Raw genomic sequence first — 21802 nt, forward strand, 5'->3', positions numbered from 1 at the left:
ACAATTTGTTGGATAAACAGATTAGAAATGGAAAAAAATATATCTTTTTCACATTTTAGACAATATATTGTAACAAAATGTTGCCATAAAAATGCTGTCTGATGAAAAATAGTTCTTTCATCAGACAGTAGACAAACCTTAGAATTTTAGAAATAGAAGTTGGTCTATGGTATATTTAATAATTTCTTAGAATAGTGACATTGCTTTCCGTGGAACTTGCGCTGAGCCGCGGTCTGCTGACAGCCTGCAGGATCTCAGGCTGTCTCGCTAATCCACAGGAATCTCACCCCTTACACACTACAAGCAATGCATCAAAATCCCTTTTAACTTTTCTAAAATCAGTTTGTCGACAAACTGATTTCATTTTATTAAACACCATTATTTCATTTCAAAAAAACCACCCTAAAAGTTTCCTTTTAGGGTGGTTGCCATTAAAACTTAATTAAATAATATTTTTTCTTGCCTCGACGGATTACGGTAAACTGTCCTTCAATTCGATCTTCTTCAGTAAGTGCATAATCTAGTTCCTGTTTGCGCTCTCCATTAATATAGACAGCACCATTTGTTATATCTTCGCGCGCTTGTCTTTTCGAGGATACAATACCAGCAGCCACTAATAAATCAACAAGCAGAGCTTCTCCTTCTGTATGTTCATATGTTGGCACATCTTTAAAACCTTGTTTGATTTCTTCTGCCGTTAAATTTTTTATATCTCCACTAAAGAGCGCTGCCGTTATTTTTTGTGCCTGTTCTAGGGCAGATTCTCCATGAATTAATTTCGTCATCTCTTCCGCTAATGTTTTTTGAGCTTTACGGAGATGAGCCTCTTCTTGTACAGACTTTTCTAATTCCTCAATTTCTTCTTTAGAAAGGAAAGTAAAGAATTTCAAATACTTAATCACATCAGCATCTGCTGTGTTAATCCAAAATTGATAAAATTCATAAGGAGTTGTTTTTTCAGGATCTAACCAAACAGCACCACTTTCCGTTTTACCAAACTTCGTACCATCTGCCTTTGTCACAAGTGGAATGGTTAAACCATACGCCTTAGCCCCTTCTGGCATGTTCTTTCTAATTAATTCTAACCCTGTTGTAATATTCCCCCACTGGTCACTTCCGCCAATTTGCAATTTACAATCATGATGTTCATATAAATGTAAAAAGTCTAATGCTTGTAAAATTGTATACGTAAATTCAGTAAAAGATATCCCTGTTTCTAAACGATTAGCAATGGTATCTTTTGCTAACATATAATTAATTCCAATGTGTTTTCCATAATCACGTAAGAATGTAACAATATCCATTTTCCCTGCCCAATCATAGTTATTCACCATAATTGCACCATTTGTTCCATCAAAGTCAAAGATTCTTTCCAATTGTCCTTGTAAGCATTTTACATTATAGCCAATAACATCTAATGTTTGTAGCTTTCTTTCTTCGCTTTTTCCACTTGGATCCCCAATTAAACCTGTTGCCCCACCTACTAACACAATTGGGCGATGTCCAGCGTTTTGAAAACGTCTTAATGTTAAAAACGGTAATAGATGTCCAATATGCATGCTATCAGCAGTAGGGTCAACGCCACAATATAAACTAGTCATTCCTTTTTCCAATTGTTCTTTCAATCCTGCTTCATCTGTCTGTTGGTAAATAATACCTCTCCATTGAAGATCTTCTAGTAAATTCATGTATATTCCTCCATTATAAAGTAAAATATCCTTGTCCTATTTTTCGTTATTGATTTAAAAACACAAAAAGTCCCTGCATCTAATATGCAGGGACGCCAAATCAGCGCGGTACCACCCAAAACTTGAGAAAATAGATTCTCCACTTCATTTGAATAACGGTTCAAGCCGTTCACTGCTACTAATTTACTATAACTTTCCCAGTGAAAGCTCCAGGAGGTAATTCATTCTTTTATTTATACCATTTTGCACCGACCAATGGCTCTCTGTTTATAGTGATAAAAGAACTACTTCTTCCCTTCAAAGCAATAACGAATCAATATATAGTTAGTTTATTTTTATCACATAAAAGCTGTTAATGTCAAACAATTATTCGAAGAAACAGGAAAAATATCGAACTCTGTCTATATTCCCCTCTCCTTTATGCTATAATGTATGTGATTTTAGGGGGAATGATACCATGAACGAAAGGCCGAAGTGGAAAAATGCTTTAAACCATTTTAAAAACTTCTTCACCAATAAACGAACACTGAAAGGAGCCCGTTTAACCTATGAAGTAACATGGAATATAGCTTTGCTCTTTATCATCATTACTGTGGTAGGGGGTGCATTTGGGCTAGGAATTGGTGCAGGATACTTTGCATCACTTGTTAAGGATGAGCCAATCCGTCCTTACACAACAATGCAAAAAGATATTTATAATTACGAAGAAACTTCAGAGTTATTCTTTGCTAACAATGAGTATTTAGGAAAAGTGCCTACAGACCTTGAGAGGGAAGAAGTAAAAATTAAAGATGTTTCTCCCTATTTAAAAGATGCTGTTATCGCTACTGAAGATGAAAATTTCTACAATCATAACGGAGTAGTTCCAAAAGCAATCTTCCGTGCATTATTTCAAGAAGTAGCAAACTCTTCTACGCAATCTGGTGGAAGTACGTTAACTCAACAGTTAATAAAGAATCAAATTTTAACTAACGAAGTCTCTTTTGAACGAAAAGCAAAAGAAATTCTCCTAGCACTGAGGCTAGAGAAATTCTTTGAGAAGGATGAAATATTAGAAGCTTACTTAAATGTTTCAACCTTAGGAAGAAATTCATCTGGCAGAAACATTGCAGGTGTACAGGCTGCAGCAAATGGTATATTTGGTGTAGATGCAAAGGATTTAACTTTGCCTCAAGCTGCATTTATCGCAGGGCTTCCACAAAGTCCATTTGGCTACACTCCTTTTACACAAGAAGGAAAATTAAAAAAGAATTTAGAACCAGGTTTAAATCGATTGAAAACAGTTTTAAACCGAATGTATGACCAAAAGAAAATATCTAAACAAGAATATGATACTGCCATGAAATATGACATAACGAAGGATTTTATCGGTCCGCAAAAAAGTCCAATTGAAGATTATCCGGCTGTTACGATTGAAATCCAACAAAGAAGCATAGAAATTATTGCCGAATTGTTAGCAAAAGAAGATGGATATACAAAAGAAGACTTGCAAGAAGACGATGTATTAGCAGAACAATACACTACACTTGCTGATCGTCAGATCCATCAAAATGGATACAAAATTCATAGTACCATCAATAAAAAAATCTATGATATTCAACAAAAGGCAGTCAAAAATTTCTCTCTTTTTGGACCAGATAAGAAACAACAAGTGATTGATCCAGAAACAAAAGAAAAAGTGACTATTATGGAACCTGTTGAAACTGGAGCAATTTTGATAGAAAACAAAACTGGGGCTATTTTAAGTTTTGTTGGAGGGCGTGATTATAATCGAGAAGCAACAAATCATGCCACACGTAGTGTCAGATCAAATGGTTCAACCATGAAACCACTTTTAGTTTATGGTCCAGCAATTGAACTGGGAACATTATCGCCTGGAAGTGTTTTACCAGACGTTCCATTAAGATTAAATCCTAGTAAACCAGGGAGTATTTGGCCAAACAACTATGACTCGCGATTTCATGGTTTAGTAACAGCAAGATATGCACTACAGCAATCATACAATGTTCCAGCAGTAAAAGCATATATTGATATATTGCCACAGAAACCAATTAAATTCTTAGAAAAAATGGGCGTTTCGTCATTAACTCCTGCTGATGCTTCAAACAGGGCTACTGCTATCGGCGGACTGGAGGATGGTATAACTGTTGAAGAAAATACCAATGCCTTTTCTACCTTTGCTAATAGTGGGAAATTTATCGATTCTTATATGATTGACAAGATTGAAGATAAAGATGGCAATATTATTTATCAGCATGAAGTAAAACCTGTCGATGTATTTAGCCCACAAACCGCATACTTAACATTAGACATGATGAGAGATGTGATGAATCGCGGAACAGCCGCTGCCGTAAACAGCCGCCTAAAATTTAATTCTGACTGGGCAGGTAAGACCGGAACAGCCCAAGACTTTACAGATTCTTGGTTAGTTGCGACAAATCCAAATGTAACTTTTGGAGTTTGGACAGGTTATGATACACCAAAATCTTTACAAACTGGTTCGCTGCCTTCTTATAGTAACCGTACTAACTACTTATGGGCAGATTTACTGAATGCTGCATATGACGTTGCACCTGATCTTGTAGCTCCGTCCAAAAGCTTCAAGATGCCTGGTGGAATCGTAAGACAATCTGTATGTTCTATTTCTGGACTACTGCCTTCTGAGGGATGCTCAAAAGCCGGATTAGTGACAACTGATTTATTCAAGTCAGGAACGGTTCCATCTAAGAGGGACGACAGTTTAGTTGCAGGTAAATATGTAAAAATCGGTGATAAGAAATACATGGCTTTAGATTCTACTCCAAGTGAATTCGCTGAACCAGGATTAATGCTAAATCCAGACTATATCGAAAAGCTATTTGGTATTCGTATCAGCGATCCAAGTATTCTAAGCGAGAACAATCAAAAGCTCAAGAATCTTATCATTCCAAGCAATAAAATTGAAGACAATGGGAAGGCTCCTAGTGCACTAAAAGTCAATCTTAAAGGTGACACTATTAAATGGAGCAAGCATAGCGAAAAAGATGTAATTGGTTACCGGGTCTATAAAAATGGCAAAAAAGTAAAGAGTTTAAAAGCAGCAAATACCTTAAGTTTTAAAGGTGGTAATGGAAAATATATTGTTAAAGCAGTTGATATTGCTGGGAAAGAATCAAAGGCATCAAATGAAGTGGTAATTGGCAATTCACAAGAAAAGCAAGAGAGTCAAACTAAAAAGGAAAGTCAAGAAAAAAAGACCAGTACTAAAGAGCAAACAGCGAACAAGCCAAAAGACAACAAAGAAAAAAACAGCAAGCCAAATAATGACAAACCTAAAGACGACAAGCCACCAGAAAATAACCAGCAAAACAATAAAGAACAAACAGAAAAGCCTGATAAAAAGACAGAAAATAATTAACTCCAATAAGGTTGGAACATAAATATTTCAATAACCATAACCTCAAACTATTATTCGTACACACTAATAACTATTCGTATAATGGTTTGGGGTTTTTATTTATTTTACGAAAGAAGGTTTGTGATAATCACCCGCAAACTGAATATACTTCGCTTTCCATGAAGTGAGCGCCATGCTCCTCGCGTCTTTAGTTTCTGCAGGAAGCAGACAGTGCATCGTGTCTGTAGAGTAGTGAATTGGATTGGATTGGTGTTTCGCACTAAATTAGAGAGTATTCGTCATTATGCAATATATTTTGTCCGTCCTAGCAACTCTTTTCTCGTTTCCTTTTTTCTTAAACAAAAAAAGACCAAGGCTGGATGTTTAATCCGGTTTTGGTCTTTTCCGTATCTAAACTTATTTTGTAGATTTTCGAGATTCTATACGATGTGGAAGTGTAACAATATGATCTTCTACTGTTTCTTTATTCATATATTTAGTAAGCAATCTCATAGCCACGGCACCGATATCATACAATGGTTGTACAACAGTTGTCAGTTGCGGGCGAACCATTAGTGTTAATTTTGTATTATCAGAGGTAACAATTTCGAAATCCTCCGGAACTTTATATCCTTTGTCTTCTGCTCCATGAATGACACCTAGAGCCATTTCATCTGAACCAACAAAGATTGCCGTTGGTTTATTATCACCTTCAATTAATTTATCGAAAGCTTCCATACCAGATTCATAGCTATAATCTCCTTCAACAACTAAGGATTCATTAAATTCGATTCCAGCTGCTTCTAATGCCTTTTTATAACCGCCTAATTTCTCATTTTTGTTGATTGGTTCTTCTAAGGATCCAAGGACAATTCCAATAGATTTATGGCCCTTTTCAACAAAGCTAGTTACTACATCGTACGTAGCTTGCGCATAATCAATGTTAACAGAAGAAATCTTTTTGCTTTCTTCAATACTAGCCGCAAGCACAATTGGTACAGGAGACTTTTCAAATTCAGTAACATGTTCCTCTGTTATATTGCCACCCATAAATACAATACCATCCACTTGTTTGCCTAACATGGTATTTAATAAGTGCAACTCTTTATCTTTATTTTGATCAGAGTTACTTAGAATAATATTATATTTATACATTGTAGCAATATCCTCAATACCTCTTGCTAATTCCGCGTAGAATGTGCTTGAGATATCAGGGATAATTACTCCAACTGTAGTAGTTTTCTTACTTGCTAGCCCTCTTGCAACAGCATTTGGACGATATCCTAAGCGATCAATAACTTCTAATACCTTTTTTCTTGTTGTTGGCTTAACGTTTGGATTTCCATTAACAACACGGGAAACGGTTGCCATAGAAACACTAGCTTCTCTTGCGACATCATATATTGTGATATTCATTGTGATTTTTACACTCCTTTTAGTCGAACTATTTCTTTCTATTATTTTATGGCAAGAAGCTACTTTCTTAATCATAAAAGATTCCCAATTTAGCTAATCTTGTCTAAGTATGTACTAATGATACGATATAGCAGGAAAACCCGCAATGACAAGCTTTCATTTTTTTTCAAAAAAAACGACTTTTTTTCGCTTTTTTAGCAAAAAAATTTTTTTATTAAGCATTCTTCCATTCAGTTTACCATAAAATGAGGAAAAATATAAATGAATTTGTCATACTATCAAATTCATTATAAAAAAATAAAAAACCTCGTAATTATTTCTAAACAATTACGAGGTAATGATAATCATATTTTTATGCATTTACATATGGTGTAGCTTGTAACGCACGGTAAAATTCATCGAATTGGTCAATATCCATTTGCTGTGCTGAATCAGACAATGCGACAGCAGGATCTGGATGAACTTCTGCCATTACTCCATCTGCCCCAATAGCTAAAGCTGCTTTCGCACAAGGTAATAATAAATCCTTTCTGCCAGTTGAATGTGTTACATCAACAAAGACAGGAAGATGTGTTTCTTGTTTTAAAATTGGAACAGCAGAAATATCTAATGTATTTCTTGTTGCCCGTTCATACGTACGAATACCACGTTCACAGAGGATAATCTGATCATTTCCTTGTGACATTATATATTCTGCAGCATTGATGAACTCTTCAATCGTTGCTGCTAAACCACGTTTTAATAGAATTGGTTTTTTTACACTTCCAGCAGCTTTTAACAGCTCAAAGTTTTGCATATTACGAGCACCAATTTGAATAACATCAATATAATCTAACGCTGTTTCAATGTGTTCCGTACTAACAATTTCACTAATTACTGCTAAATCGTATTCATCTGCCACTCTTTTTAAGATTTTCAAACCTTCTACACCAAGTCCTTGGAAATCATATGGAGATGTTCTTGGCTTAAATGCGCCACCACGAAGAAGCTTTAATCCTTTAGCTTGTACGGACGCTGCCACTTGAGCAACTTGTTCATATGATTCTACTGAACATGGCCCAAACACAAATTTAGGTGTACCGTCACCAATTTTTGTTCCTTTTATATCAACAATAGTATCCTCTGCTTTTTTCTTACGAGATACTAATAACGCTTTACTGTCATCTTCTTGTTGTAATTGTAAGCCCATTTTGAAAATTTGCTTAAACAAATGAGAAATTGTCCCATTATCAAATGGCCCATCATTTTTATTTAAGATATGATCAAGCATTTTTCTTTCGCGAACAGGATCATATCGATGTGCACCGTGGGTAACTTTTGTTTGGGCAATTTTTTGCACAAGGCTTGCCCGCTCATTAATTTTTTCTAAAATTTCTAAATTTAATTCATCCACTCGATTACGTAATTCTTCTAATTCCTTATTACTCACAATCATCTCATCCCTTCATTAAAAGCACAAATCCATGTAATTTCCTTTACACTATTTGCTTAGATTCTTTATACAAATGCAAAAATATGTTACATTTCTCTTAATTGGGTTAATTATAAATCATATTTATCCCATTGTCACTAATTTTATTTAATGCTTAAACGCTTTTAAGTGCTAAAGTGTCAATTTTTTATAAAGAAGTTAGATAATTGGTTCACTATAATCTATTTTAATTTATATTTTATAAACAATCTTTAAATAAAAAGAAGGTGTTTTCTATGCAAAAACATGAAAAACTATTTGCATTAGATATTGGTACTCGATCAGTTGTCGGAATTATCTTAGAAAAAAAAGAGGATAATTATCATGTAGCTGATTTATTATCCATCGAACATACAGAAAGAGCAATGTTGGATGGTCAAATACATGATGTGTTAGCTGTTTCCAAAATTATTAAAGAAATAAAAGATCAGTTAGAAATCAAACATGGACCTTTAGAAAGAGTGAGTGTTGCAGCTGCTGGAAGAGCCTTAAAAACTGAACGGGCTGCTTATGAAATGAATATAGAAAGAAAGCCACTCATTACAAAAGAAGATATTTTACATATGGAGTTAACAGCTGTACAGCAGGCACAAAGCACTGTCGCAGAAAAAAATGAGCGAGATAAAAGTCAATTTTATTATTGTGTGGGCTATTCCGTCCTTCACTACTCTTTAGATGATCAAGCTATGGGTAGCTTAATTGATCAGCAAGGTTCAATAGCGAAGGTAGAAATTATCGCAACTTTCTTGCCTAAAGTAGTAGTTGAATCATTAATCGCTGCCTTGCATCGAGCAAATTTAGAAATGCAGGCATTGACGTTAGAGCCCATTGCTGCCATTAATGTCCTTATTCCTCCATCGATGAGAAGATTAAATGTAGCTTTAGTAGACATTGGAGCAGGAACATCAGATATAGCTATCACCGATATTGGAACCGTCATTGCCTATGGAATGGTACCTGTCGCTGGAGATGAAATAACAGAAGCAATCAGCGATGCGTATTTATTGGACTTTCCATTAGCCGAAAAGGCAAAAAGAGAATTATCTCAAAAAGATCAGATTTCTATTTCGGATATTCTTGGCTTTACAACGGAATTGCATAAGGAAGAAGTAATTAAGGAAATTGAACCAGCTTTAGATAAATTAGCAGATACGATTTGCCGGGAGATTCTTTCATTAAACAATCATAAATCCCCTAAAGCTGTAATGCTTGTTGGTGGTGGAAGCCAAACGCCAGCTTTACAACAAAAAATGGCGGAAATGCTTAATCTGCCTTCTAACCGGGTTGCCATTAGAGGCATTGATGCCATTACTCACCTTACATTTGAGGAAAATTTCCATTTAGGGCCCGAGCTTGTTACACCAGTCGGAATTGCTATCGCTGCTGAAAAATCGCCAGTCCAATACAAAACAGTTTATATAAATGAGCAGCCTGTAAGACTGTTTGAGGTAAATAAATTGACCGTTGGGGATTGTATTTTAGCCTCTGGCATTCGAATGAACCAATTATACGGAAAGCCAGGTAATGCAATGATTGTTACAATCAATAATCAAAAAATTACCATACCAGGAAGTCATGGTGAAGGACCCACTATTTTAAGAAAAGATGTCCCTTGCTCTTTAGAAGATACAGTAGAAGATGGCGAAACATTAACGGTTTATCGTGGCAGGGATGGAGAACAAGCCATCGTTCAAATAAAGGACTTACTAGATGCTGAATCTGACAAAGAAATAAAGATCAATAATAAAAGCTATACGCTTCATACCAAAATTCTTTGCAATGGCAACCCTGTTTCCCCTGAGCATCTGATTGCTGACAAAGATATCATTGAATATAAAGCAGACACTACTATTCAAGAAGCACTAGAAGGGCTCCATTTAACGAATTTAATAGAGGAGTTAAGACCTTTCCAACTGTTGATTAACGGCAAAGAGACTGTCCTTCCTGCTTTCTCTGGGAAGGTTGTTAAAAATGGTCTTCCTTGCCGATTAAACCAATTGCTTAGTCACAAGGATGAAGTTATCTTGGAAAAAAGAAAAACACCAACTGTTCAAGAATTAGCAGAAAGAAAACAAATTTTAATGTATCAAGTACTTCCAGTTTATTTTAATGACAAAAAGATTACACTTACAAAGCAGCTAGCACAAATACAAAGAAGAGGACAACTCCTCCAAATGGAAGATCTCTTATTCAGTGGGGATGATATTCGTATCGAGCAGAAACCATTTGAAGGCTTTTTATTTCAGGACTTATTTGCGTTTGTTGATATCAATATGCCACAAAGTGGCGGAGGATCTTTTCAGCTATTGCGTAACGGCGAACAAGCTACGTTTTTGACCCCTATAAAAAAAGGGGATAAATTATCGATTGTTTGGCCAGCTAAAACGAAAAGCCCTTCTATGAATAATTAATTGTTTACCCAAAAAGGAATTCAGAATGCACTCCTTCTGAATTCCTTTTTTATCGAATCTTTATAACTTATTTTCTTCGCTAGCTTTTTGTAAAGAAGCTGCAGTAATCTGTCCATGGGATGCATGCCAAACAATATTATTATGAACAAAAAGCAATGCTTGTGGTGATTCATGTCTTACTTCGTATTTTTCAGCAATATAATTAGAAACATCTCGTGCATCTTGCACAGTTAAATAATAAGTATCTACTGCATTATTTCCGCTTGCATATTGCTTATATTCATCGAAAGCTCTCGCACTAATTGGACATGTTACACTATGTTTAACTAACCAAAAAGCATCTTTGTTCTGAACTAACTCTTCGATCTTTTCGATAGTCTTTATTATTTCCATACCTAAAAATCACCCTTTATCTATTTGTTTATCCCATGACATATAAAAAAACAGTCTATATACCTTTTCTTTCTTGCATTGTTCTAAAAGATTTGGTTCTCATTGAATGCAGAAAGCAATGTGTATATAGACTGTATACTTTATCTCGCTTTTATACAAAAATAATGTTTAATGGTTATATTTACTTTCTGTTTCATCAAATGCACGTTTTGTTTCTTCTAACTTTTGCTGAATTTCATCAAACTCAGCATTTTTTAAGCTTGAGCTTAAATCAGATGCTTCTTCTTTTAGCTCATCAAAACGGGCTGACATATTTTCTTGCCCTTTTGTTTTTTTTACTTTATCCATAATTTCAGCAGATGTTTTGGTAACAGCATTACTAAGTTGATCTGTTTTATCTTTAGCAATAGAAATAAACTCTGAGCCTTTTTCTTTGACCGTATCAGTTAACTCAATCCCTTTTTCCTTGAGTATGCCAGCTTGTCCGTTTAAATCATGAAGCAGTTCTCTTCCAGGCTTTGGCGCAAGAAATAAAGCAGTTGCTGCTCCGACAACCCCACCTACTAGAGCACCTAATAGAAAATCCTTTGAACTTGAGCTTTCATTTGCATGAATTATTTCTTGTTCTCGCTTCATCTTAACATCCTCCTTTTAATTACTTCTTACTCGTGTTCGGTTTTGTTCAGCCTTCTTAGCTCTCCATTGATCTCTAATATTCATAAACACCTTGCTGTATTGAACAATTTGAGCTATTTTATCTTGATTTTTTACAAGGGTGTTTTCTACATTATTGGTAATCGTTTGTACCGATTGATTAAACCCTTGTACACTCGTACCAACATCTTTTACTGCGTCAACCACAGAATTTAAACTTTCAGATTTCTGTTGAATATCTGCAGCTAAATCATTCGTTTTTTGCAATAAAATAGTTGTTTCTCTTGTGACGCCATCCAGTTGCCTTTCTAACCCGACAAGTGTTTTAGAAACACTATCCAGTGTAGTATGTAAGGACTTCAATGTTCTCGCAACATAAATGACAAGAACCGTAAACGCAATAGCTATTAAAGCTACACTTAAGTATAAAAGATTTATCATATTTATCGCACCTCCACTTTATTGGTCTTTTCCCAGATTCGCGTTTGCTAAAACCTTAGTTTTATTATAATTGGAAAAACTTTCAGAAACAAATGATTCTTTAGCAAGAGTAACTATACAATCGAAGCAAATAATCTTTCTTCCTTATTTTTTCTATTTTGAGTTTTTTTATTTAAGGAAAAAATATTTTCGGGTACAATAAGATAGTTATCACATTTTTTTAATATTTTGGAGGTACATATGAAGGATCCACGAATTGATCAACTAGCAAAAAACTTAATTAATTATTCCATTCGCTTACAAAAAGGCGAAAAAGTTCTTATTGAAAACTTTGGACTTCAAAAGGAACTTGTAAAAGCGCTTGTGCGTGAAGCATATGCAGCTGGTGGTTATCCTTTTGTTTCACTGAAAGATAATGATATTAATCGCTCCTTGCTTTTAGGCGCTCAAACAGAACAATATGAAATGATGGCCCAATTCGAAGCAAATGTCATGAGTAATATGGATGCATACATCGGGCTTCGAGCTGGTGATAATATTAATGAGCTTGCAGACGTTCCTGCAGAACAAATGAAGATTGAAGGTGCAACCATTGGCAAAAAGGTACATAGAGAAATTCGTGTACCAAACACAAAATGGGTAGTTCTTCGTTATCCAAGCCCATCCATGGCACAGCTTGCGAGAATGAGCACCGATGCATTTGAAGATTTTTATTTCAACGTGTGCAACCTAGATTATGGAAAAATGGATAAAGCAATGGATAATCTTGTAGAATTAATGAATCGTACCGACAAAGTTCGCTTAACTGGTCCTGGCACTGACTTAACTTTCTCTATTAAAGATATTCCGTCCATCAAATGCTCTGGTCAAATGAATATTCCTGACGGCGAGGTTTATACGGCACCTGTACGTGATTCTATCAATGGTGTACTAACCTATAATACACCTTCCCCTTATCAAGGATTCACTTTTGAAAATGTCAGCCTGAAGTTTGAAAATGGAAAAATTATCGAAGCAACATCTAATGACTCCGAAAGATTAAATAAAATTTTGGATACAGATGAAGGCGCTCGTTATATTGGCGAATTCGCTATTGGAGTAAATCCATATATTCTTCATCCAATGCAAGATATCTTATTCGATGAAAAAATCGATGGAAGCTTCCACTTTACACCTGGCCAAGCCTATGATGATGCTTATAACGGCAATGATTCCAATATCCACTGGGATATGGTAAATATTCAACGTCCTGATTATGGTGGTGGGGAAATCTACTTTGATGATGTACTTATAAGAAAAGATGGTAAGTTTGTTATTCCAGAATTAGAAGTATTAAATCCAGAAAATTTAAAGTAACCTATGAAAAAGGGGATCAGAATTTTTAAATTCTGATCCCCTTTTATTATTAGCCTAATGTTTTTTCATAAGCACTTTGATATTTTTGAATATCTCCTGCGCCCATAAACAAGATTACACTATTATCATGTTCTTTCAGAGAAGAAACTGTCTCTTCTGAAATAATTTTGCTTCCAGGTACCTTATCAGCTAAATCTGTAATACTTAGCTTTCCATGATTCTCACGGGCGGAACCAAATATATCACATAGATAAGTAGAATCTGCTAAATTTAAACTATCAGCAAATTCTTGAAGAAATGCTTGAGTACGAGAGAATGTATGTGGCTGGAATACAGCAACAATTTCTCTATCTGGATACTTTTGGCGAGCGGCTTCCACCGTTGCTTTTATTTCCGTAGGATGGTGAGCATAATCATCGATAATAACCTGTGTACCAATTGTCTTTTCTGTAAATCTTCGTTTTACACCTTCAAATGTCATTAAGCGCTCTTTAACGATTTCCGCATCTAGTTCCTCATAATGACTAAGCGTAATAACAGCTAAAGCATTTAAGATATTATGGTCCCCAAATGTCGGAATGGAGAAGGTATTGTAATACGTATTACGTACATAAACTTCAAAAGTTGTACCTTCAGTTGTTTTCTCCACATTTCTCGCTTGGAAATCATTTTCATCTCCAAATCCATAAAATACAACTGGTACTTTTGCTTGAATTTTTTGTAAATGTTCGTCATCCCCACAAGCAAAAATTCCTTTTTTTACTTGCCATGCCATCTCTTGAAAGGCAGAAAAAACATCATCCACATTGGCAAAATAATCTGGATGATCAAAATCAATATTGGTCATCAATGCATAATCAGGGAAATAGGATAAGAAATGTCTTCGATATTCACATGCTTCAAAAGCAAAATATTCTGCTCCAGTTACCCCTTTCCCTGTACCATCACCAATTAAATACGCTGTCGGCTTTGCCCCCTTCATTACATGGGAAAGCAAACCAGTTGTTGATGTCTTTCCATGTGCTCCAGTTACAGCTATACTTGTAAATTGCTTCATAAAATCTCCTAGGAAACGATGGTATCGAATCACTGGAAGACCCAGTTTTACTGCTTCTTCAACTTCCTCATGTGTATCTGGAAATGCATTTCCTACAATAACATTCATTCCTGGTTGAATATTTTCACGTTGAAAAGGAAGAATTTTTATTCCAGCTTGTTCTAAAGCAATCTGAGTGAAAAATCTTTTATCCACATCAGAGCCTTGTACCTCAAAACCCATATCATGTAAAATTTGTGCTAATGCACTCATACCCGACCCTTTTATACCTACGAAGTGGTAAATAGTCATATAAAGAACCTCCAACTACGCATATCTTTTAACAGTATATGATATCCTCATTCAATTTGCTCATTGCATTTATGTATGCAACTTTGTTCACTTTATTTTTCTCATTCAACTAATTAATCATGTTTCGATAATATACTAACTTTTTTTTCCTTTTTTTATTTCACATTTATACATTATACCATCTTTCATGATGAAAAACTATGGAACAGTATAATTCCAATGTATGGCAGCAGTTTACGAAGTAATCCTTTTTCCTACTTATTCATTTTCCTGTAATAACAGCAATTCACTTTCTGTTATTAATACGTCTCTAGGCTTTGTGCCTCTCGCTTCTGATATAAACCCCTGCTTTTCCATCATATCAATTAATCTCGCTGCTCGGTTATATCCTATCTTGAAATTCCTTTGCAGACTAGATGTAGACGCTCCACCTTGTTCAATAATAAATTCACAAGCTTCATAAAATAACTCATCTTCTTCTTCAGACATTTGAACTTTTTTTAACAGCTCTTCTTGTTCAAATAAATATTCTGGTTTTCTTTCTTTCCTAACATGTGCCACTACCTGATCAATTTCTTCATCTGATACAAATGTACCTTGCAATCGAACGGGCTTTGATGTTCCATTTTCTAAAAATAGCATATCCCCTTTACCCAAAAGCTTCTCGGCACCACTAATATCAATGACGGTACGTGAATCAATTTGAGAGGAAACAGAAAACGCAATTCGTGTTGGAACATTTGCCTTAATCAATCCCGTAATAACATCAACTGATGGTCTTTGTGTAGCAATTAATAGGTGAATCCCACACGCTCTTGCTTTTTGAGCTATTCTACTAATCGCTTCTTCTACATCCGCAGGTGCCATCATCATTAAATCGGCTAACTCATCAATTACGATCACTAAATATGGTAATTTCTCACTATATCTTTTATGTTCTTCCGCTAATTGATTATATTTTGTAATATCTCTAACACCAGCATGTGCTAATAGCTCATACCTTCTTTCCATCTCTTCGACAGCCCATTTTAGTGCAGCAGTTGCCGTCTTTACATCTGTAATAACAGGACTTGCTAAATGGGGAACATAATTATATGGCGCTAATTCAACCATTTTAGGATCTACTAATAATAGCTTTAATTCCTCTGGCTTTGCTTTGTATAGTAAGCTCACAAGCATTGTATTAATACATACACTTTTTCCAGATCCGGTTGCTCCAGCTATTAATCCATGTGGCATTTTGCGTAAATCTGTAACGATTGGTTTTCCTGAAATATCCAAACCCATTGCTACCGTCAAAGGAGATGTTGAACTTTTAAATTCTTCACTCTCCAATATCTCTCTTATAAGTACAGGGCGACTTTTTTGGTTTGGAACTTCAATTCCTACTGTATGCTTTCCAGGAATCGGCGCCTCAATTCTGATATCCTTTGCAGCCAAACTTAATTTTAAGTCATCAGAAAGATTGGTAATTTTGCTAACCTTTACTCCTGGTTCTGGTTGTACCTCATAGCGTGTTACAGAAGGTCCTTGTGTAACATTTACCACCTTTGCATGAACATTAAAATTGGTAAATGTATCATTTAACAGCATAGTCTGCTCTTCAATCCATCCATCCTTTTCTATTTGCAAAATAGGTGGATTCAATAAATTTTCTTCGGGAAAAACGTAATAAGGTAAGTCATTTTGTTCCTCATCTTCTTTTTCTATCATAGACGGAACTACAACTTCTGCCTTCGACTGTGACTCTGGCTCCTCATATATTTTTTTCTCGACTTTTTGATTTGCCAATCGTTTTCTGTCTTTATTTAGCATCAACACATTAAATGGTAAAGGACCTTTACGGGAAGATGTCTTCTTCTCCTCTATTTTCCCCTGGGAAACTTCTTCCTTCTTTTCTTCTACTATTGCTTCATCATTTTCCTGATAAGCTTCTTCTACTACTTCCACTTCTTCAAACTTTAACAATAATTGATCATCATTAAGTTCTTGAACGTCTATTAAACTTTCTTCCTGCTCATTTACTTCCATTTCTGCTTCGCTGGCAAAAATGCTTAGAGAAGCAATATTCTCTACCTCTAGTGCACTATCAGCTTTAGAACTTATTTCTTCATGAAAATATTCCTCAGCTTTTATAGAAAGAGATGAATCTTGCTCCATTATACTGTCCACTGTTACCGTTTCTTGCGCAACAGCTGTCTCAGCCTTATGCAGTTCAACTGTCTCCTCATTAGCATGTTGTTGTCCAGATTCTTGCGGTTCTAGCGACTCTATGTTACTTTCCGCTTCTTGAAGTTCAGGTGACTCTACAACTCTTTCTGCTTCTTGCAGTTCTGCCGCCTCTAAATTCCTCTTCGCTTCTTGTGATTCAGCTAGCTCATCATTCATTCCAGCAAATGTTAGTAGTTCTTCATTTACTCTTATTTCCTTTTGTTCTTTCTGGTTACTGTTCGCTTCTTTCGAAATTCCAACTTTTTTTTCTATTATTGGTCGCGATTCCGTTGTCCTTGTCTCTTTCCTTTCTGGACGATTATATCCATATATCGGAGAAACAACTTCTGTAGCTTTGAAAGGACGATTAGTACTATATGTATTGGATACTTTGTCTTCCTTCTGGTCACTTTTCGTCTGTTCTACATATGGAGGTTTATATGGTTGATCGTTTTCACGCCTATTTTCATGGAAGGCTTGCCTAGGTTCTCTTCTCTTCCTTCTATCCGTCTCTTTCTTATCATCTTTCTCTTCATCTGGAATTAGCGGAAAGCGAAAGTTCCCTTTCGGATATTGATAAATAATCTTTGAATCTATTTCTTTCTTCCATGCCGTAGACTCCATTTTCGGTTGCTGTTCTACTTCAACCGATTCTTCAACTTGGTTCAGCTCCTCTTCTTCACTAGCAAACTGTTTAAATACTTTTTTGAACCAATTCACACGTAATCACTCTTTCTTTCCAATCTCATTACTATTTTAACAGTTATGTTCAGAATTGGGAGCACTATTTTTAACAACTCTCCCTTTCCCTCTTTAGCAGAAAGTTAAACAAAGATAAATTTTCCTCTTTGTTCTTTTTTATTGCCAACACTCCAACAACTCTGGTTCTATAACTAGACTAGATACATTTATCATAGCAATTAAAAAAGAGACACCTTTTGAAAGTTTGTATATCCTAATTGCCTCTTTCATTAAGTCTCTCTTTTTAATTAGGTTAAAACAGGGAACTTATAGAAACATTCTAGCTTTTCCATCCATATAATTGTTATTTTAGTATAAAAATATTTCAATTAGATGTCATTCAAAAGTAAATTATAAATCGATTTGATTACATTGTCCCTATTATCTTTCTCTTTTTTTATTTTTGCCTAAAATAAATATAGGTTCTAATTCGCCATCCTCATATAGGAAAGATAGTGCTGTAATGGGAACTCTTCCGCTTGCAAAGAAACTCATCGTCATTTGAGCTAAGATATCGTATCCTGTTTCATTTCGAATATCACCAATAATTAGTACATCTTGATGGGGAACAGCTACCGTCATTGTGCCTTCACGCTGCTCATACATATCCTTTAAAAAGGCATCATTTAATATTCGACTTGCATCATAGCCATCATTGCTGTTTAAAAAATAAAAAACATTACCAGCAACACTATCTGCTTTTACATTTGTGGATAAAGACCTAACATTAAAAAGAGCCATTTCCTTAATCGAAGTGGCAGACCAATTTTCTTTTTCCATCAATTTCTCATCAATGAGGCGATAGGTATTCCCCATATCCAAAGCATAATAAATTCTAGTTTCTGCCGTATGCTCATCTGTTATAAAGGGAATTTCCTCATTTGATTGTTGAGGAAAAGAAGTGGAACGAATCACAGGAAATATTTTTTTCTCTTTTCCTTCTATTTCTCCATCTTTTTCGATTGCTCCTAAGCCCTGTTCAATATAATAAACAATCTCGTCGACTGCTTTTTCTTTTTTTGTTTCCCATTTTGCAATTATTTCAGGCAAGGAAACGGTAACTCCCTTTCCTGTTGCTTTACTCTCTATACGTACTTGATCTTTTTTACTATCAAATGAAAAAGTTCGATCCTCATTACTTATTCGTTGGATAAGCATATCCTTCATTTTTTTACTTGTCATTTTCATGCTTGTTTCACTTCCGTCCTCTTCAATTTCTTCCTATTTATTATACTCTAAATGATTCGATAATCATCTTTTTAATAGGCAGTTTTTTCTTGTAATCAATGGAAAAAGGTTATCTCCGCTTAAAATATAGCAGTGAACTCCGTCCTTTTCCAAGCTACATTTTATATAGGAGACAACCTTTTATAAGACAAACACTTTTTTACTATTACAGCAAATAAAGAACAAACTCGCTACTGATGCTTTGTAGACTTAATAAGCCTCCACGGTCTTGTTCCGTGTTGAGAATAAGCTAAATCATTCTCTCACTTATTATTTTCTTTATAAAGATTCAATAAATTTTTCAATTTCTTCCTGTGTTTTTCGATCTTTGCTTACAAATCTACCAAGTTCTTTCCCGCCTTCAAAAGCGATAAAGCTTGGAATACCAAATACATCTAGCTCTATACAAGTATCAATAAATTTATCGCGATCGATATGTATAAATGTATATTGATCATATTTCGCTTCAACTTCTGGCATAAATGGTTCGATAAAACGACAGTCTCCACACCATTCTGCTGAAAAAAGAAATATATGTTTCTCTGGACTATTTTTAAGCTCTGCAAATTCTTCTGCTGATTGTAAATGTTTCAATGTAAATGCCCCCTTCATAATATGTACCCTTTCATAAATAGTATCAGAATTATAGCTTCCTCACTACTAATATGCTTTCCTATTGCTTCATTTTTATCAAGCATATTCTACTTAAATTGAGCTAATTTCTAAAGTCCCTCTAGCTCTTATTTTCTTTGATATTCCATTTGACCTAGAAGCAATTCAACAACATGTTCAAACATTGCTGTCCTATTAATCCTGCCGTTTGTGAAGATTCCTATAGCACCTTCTGTTGAGCGAACATTTTCTTTTTGGACATATTCATCCATAACCGGACCTAGTTCTCTTCCTGCAACTAGTTTTGTTTCAATTTCCTTTGGTAGCGGAATTCTTGCTCCACTAGCTATATAGGTGGTTCCATCCTTCCAAACAAGCGCTCCCCAATTAGTTAAAAAGAGAGTGTCATTTGTTCGGTGGACGCCTCCTTCCAAGCCAATCCCTATCTCGCCGGCCCCTTCCTGCAATGCAGCCTTCGCTCGGTTAACGGCCCCTTTGATCGTTTCCTCATCTGAAAATGGCTGTTCGCTTACCCCAGAGCTCACATTAAATGTAGCAAACTCTATAGCCGTATCTTTTTCTAAACAGTTTTTTACTGCTTTTACTTTTGCTTTATTATTGGTGCCAATACAAACTTTCACTTTGCTTCACTCCTAATATCATGACAAAATAGTTTATAAAAAGAGAGTGGGACATAAGCATTTCAACCAAATCTAACCCCGAACAATTATACGTACACACTAAAAAAAATTCGTATAATTGTTTGTGTTTTTTTATTATTTTAAGAAAAAAGGTATGTGGTAATCACCCGCAGCCTGAATACACTTCGCTTTCCATGGGGCGAGCGCCAAGCCTCCTCGTTCCTGCGGGGTCTTGGACTTTCTCGCAGCTCCCATAGGAGTCTCCGTGTATTCAGTCTGCTCCATTTAGTTTCTTTTGAAAAAAACGTTGGAACGAAATACTCTTTAAAAACGGAGTGAAATGGAGTGGAAGACACTCAACTCCTGCGGGAAATAGAGCAAAGCCTAAGACCCCACAGGCTTGCAGTGACCCCTAAAAGTTAGACGCAGTTATTTCATTAGGCAACTTGTTGAAAATGAGTTCGGTATTGTACCGGACTCATTTTGAATTTTCCCTTTAACCGTTTTCTATTATAGTATTCTATATATTTTTCTAATTCTAGTTTAAAGTGGTTCACACTTTCAAATTCCTTAAAATAAAGGAGTTCTGACTTCAGTATCCCAAAGAAGTTTTCCATTACAGAGTTATCGTAACAGTTCCCTTTACGTGACATACTCTGTTTAATCCCTTTTGCTTGAAGCAAGTTGCGATATTGTTTCATTTGATAATGCCAACCTTGGTCGGAATGCATGAGTAATTGATGCCTTTTTGGTAAGGATTCTAATGCTTTTTCTAACATGTCCGAAACTAATGAATACGTTGGTCGAGAACCGATGGTATACGTAATAATTTCCCCATTAAATAAATCTAATACAGGCGATAGATACAGCTTTTCCCCAAATAACTTGAATTCTGTAATATCTGTTACCCATTTTTCATTTGGTGCGTCCGCACTAAATTGACGGTCTAAATGATTTGGCGCAATTTTACCGACTGTGCCTTTATAAGATTTATATTTTTTCATCCTCACTAGACATTTTAAACCCAGCTCTTTCATGATTCGTTGAACCTTTTTATGATTTACTTTTTTTCCACGATTCACTAGCTCATCCCGAATACGTCGGTATCCGTAACGACCTTGATGTTCTTCATAAATGGCTTGGATTTCTCTTTTTATATCGGTGTCTGGATCAGGTCGATTCATTCGTTTTACTAAATCATAATAGGTGCTGCGTGGAATGCCAGCGAGTTTTACGAGTGACTTCACCGAATACTTATGCCTTAACTCATAGACTACTTGTGCTTTGTCTTGTTTGGTGATTTTTCCTTGTTTTGAACTAAGGCATTCAACTTTTTTAAATACTCATTTTCCATTTCCAGTTGTTTTATTCGATCTTCTAGTGCTTCAAAAGAACGATCAGTAGAACTTTGTTTATTTGAATCTTTTTTCATGGATAGACGCCCCTGTTCCTGTGACTGAAGGGCCTCTATCCCTTGTGTTTCAAACTTTCTTTTCCAAACAGCTAGAGTGGAATGCGCTGGGATATTAAAAATAGCTGCCGTTTCACATAGAGAAGTACCATTTTCAGTCATATATTGTAGTACTTCTAGTTTAAACATTTGTGTATAACTTGTACAACGTTTCATCAATGCCTCTGCACCATTGTAGTTGTATTGTCTTACCCATTTAACAATCGATTTGTGATCTATTCCAATTGATTTTCCAATTTCTCTGTAACTTTCTTTTCCGCTTAAATAGCGAGTTACGGCTTGTAGCTTCATTTCCGCAGTAAATTTGGACAAAAAAACTGCACCTCCAATTATTTGATATGCTCC

15 protein-coding genes and 1 other annotated feature are annotated in these 21802 nt (G+C 35.4%); of the genes, 3 read left to right on the forward strand and 12 right to left on the reverse strand.

The genetic code is table 11. From position 1 onward, the window contains the following. Window positions 1-431: 431 nt before the first annotated feature. Complete coding sequence (gene tyrS, locus NX902_RS17870; RefSeq protein ID WP_095332425.1) at window positions 432-1688, reverse strand: tyrosine--tRNA ligase; 1257 nt, start codon at window positions 1686-1688, stop codon at window positions 432-434. An 85-nt stretch (window positions 1689-1773) separates the two neighbouring features. Next, window positions 1774-1998 (reverse strand) — a binding site (T-box leader). A 147-nt stretch (window positions 1999-2145) separates the two neighbouring features. On the opposite strand from tyrS, the gene NX902_RS17875 reads away from it, so the two are divergent. Further along, window positions 2146-5085 (forward strand): transglycosylase domain-containing protein, encoded by a 2940-nt coding sequence (locus NX902_RS17875; protein ID WP_163188297.1) that lies wholly within the window; start codon window positions 2146-2148, stop codon window positions 5083-5085. Window positions 5086-5481: 396 nt separating this feature from the next. On the opposite strand, the gene ccpA is transcribed toward NX902_RS17875, so the two are convergent. Beyond that, window positions 5482-6480: a catabolite control protein A gene (ccpA, locus tag NX902_RS17880; RefSeq protein ID WP_095332429.1), complete on the reverse strand. Its 999-nt coding sequence runs from the start codon at window positions 6478-6480 to the stop codon at window positions 5482-5484. Between the two features lie 352 nt (window positions 6481-6832). After that, window positions 6833-7909: a bifunctional 3-deoxy-7-phosphoheptulonate synthase/chorismate mutase gene (locus NX902_RS17885; RefSeq protein WP_095332451.1), complete on the reverse strand. Its 1077-nt coding sequence runs from the start codon at window positions 7907-7909 to the stop codon at window positions 6833-6835. 278 nt (window positions 7910-8187) lie between these two features. On the opposite strand from NX902_RS17885, the gene pilM reads away from it, so the two are divergent. Beyond that, window positions 8188-10362 (forward strand): cell division protein FtsA, encoded by a 2175-nt coding sequence (pilM, locus tag NX902_RS17890; RefSeq protein ID WP_163188299.1) that lies wholly within the window; start codon window positions 8188-8190, stop codon window positions 10360-10362. 60 nt (window positions 10363-10422) lie between these two features. Here pilM and ytxJ read toward each other — a convergent pair whose 3' ends face one another. From ytxJ to NX902_RS17905, 3 genes are all read right to left on the reverse strand, one after another. Then, window positions 10423-10755: a bacillithiol system redox-active protein YtxJ gene (gene ytxJ / locus NX902_RS17895; protein ID WP_095332433.1), complete on the reverse strand. Its 333-nt coding sequence runs from the start codon at window positions 10753-10755 to the stop codon at window positions 10423-10425. Between the two features lie 168 nt (window positions 10756-10923). Beyond that, the gene (locus tag NX902_RS17900) at window positions 10924-11391 is read right to left on the reverse strand and encodes a YtxH domain-containing protein (RefSeq protein ID WP_095332435.1); all 468 of its coding nucleotides are present in this window, start codon (window positions 11389-11391) and stop codon (window positions 10924-10926) included. Between the two features lie 15 nt (window positions 11392-11406). Then, on the reverse strand, window positions 11407-11850 hold the full coding sequence (locus NX902_RS17905; RefSeq protein ID WP_095332437.1) for a DUF948 domain-containing protein: 444 nt from the start codon (window positions 11848-11850) through the stop codon (window positions 11407-11409). A 240-nt stretch (window positions 11851-12090) separates the two neighbouring features. On the opposite strand from NX902_RS17905, the gene NX902_RS17910 reads away from it, so the two are divergent. Continuing rightward, window positions 12091-13206 (forward strand): aminopeptidase, encoded by a 1116-nt coding sequence (locus NX902_RS17910; protein WP_095332439.1) that lies wholly within the window; start codon window positions 12091-12093, stop codon window positions 13204-13206. 49 nt (window positions 13207-13255) lie between these two features. Here NX902_RS17910 and murC read toward each other — a convergent pair whose 3' ends face one another. The 6 genes from murC to NX902_RS17940 form a co-directional block, all read right to left on the reverse strand. Beyond that, window positions 13256-14554 (reverse strand): UDP-N-acetylmuramate--L-alanine ligase, encoded by a 1299-nt coding sequence (murC, locus tag NX902_RS17915; RefSeq protein WP_095332441.1) that lies wholly within the window; start codon window positions 14552-14554, stop codon window positions 13256-13258. A gap of 258 nt (window positions 14555-14812) precedes the next feature. Next, window positions 14813-17485, reverse strand: a complete 2673-nt coding sequence (locus NX902_RS17920) for a DNA translocase FtsK (protein WP_163188301.1) — start codon at window positions 17483-17485, stop codon at window positions 14813-14815. A 402-nt stretch (window positions 17486-17887) separates the two neighbouring features. Further along, window positions 17888-18688, reverse strand: coding sequence for a DUF1444 domain-containing protein (locus NX902_RS17925; protein WP_095332453.1), 801 nt, complete (start codon window positions 18686-18688; stop codon window positions 17888-17890). Window positions 18689-19012: 324 nt separating this feature from the next. After that, on the reverse strand, window positions 19013-19327 hold the full coding sequence (locus NX902_RS17930; RefSeq protein WP_095332445.1) for a thioredoxin family protein: 315 nt from the start codon (window positions 19325-19327) through the stop codon (window positions 19013-19015). Window positions 19328-19473: 146 nt separating this feature from the next. Beyond that, the gene (locus tag NX902_RS17935) at window positions 19474-19986 is read right to left on the reverse strand and encodes a DUF84 family protein (protein ID WP_095332447.1); all 513 of its coding nucleotides are present in this window, start codon (window positions 19984-19986) and stop codon (window positions 19474-19476) included. Between the two features lie 437 nt (window positions 19987-20423). Then, window positions 20424-21769, reverse strand: a protein-coding gene (locus NX902_RS17940) for an IS3 family transposase (protein WP_095334233.1) whose coding sequence is annotated in 2 segments (ribosomal slippage) — window positions 20424-21325 and window positions 21325-21769 — 1347 coding nt in all. Because the reading frame shifts where the segments join, the coding sequence is not laid out codon by codon here. Window positions 21770-21802: the final 33 nt, after the last annotated feature.

The organism is Niallia sp. FSL W8-0954 (assembly GCF_038005605.1).
Classification (GTDB): Bacteria; Bacillota; Bacilli; order Bacillales; family Cytobacillaceae; genus Niallia; species Niallia circulans_A.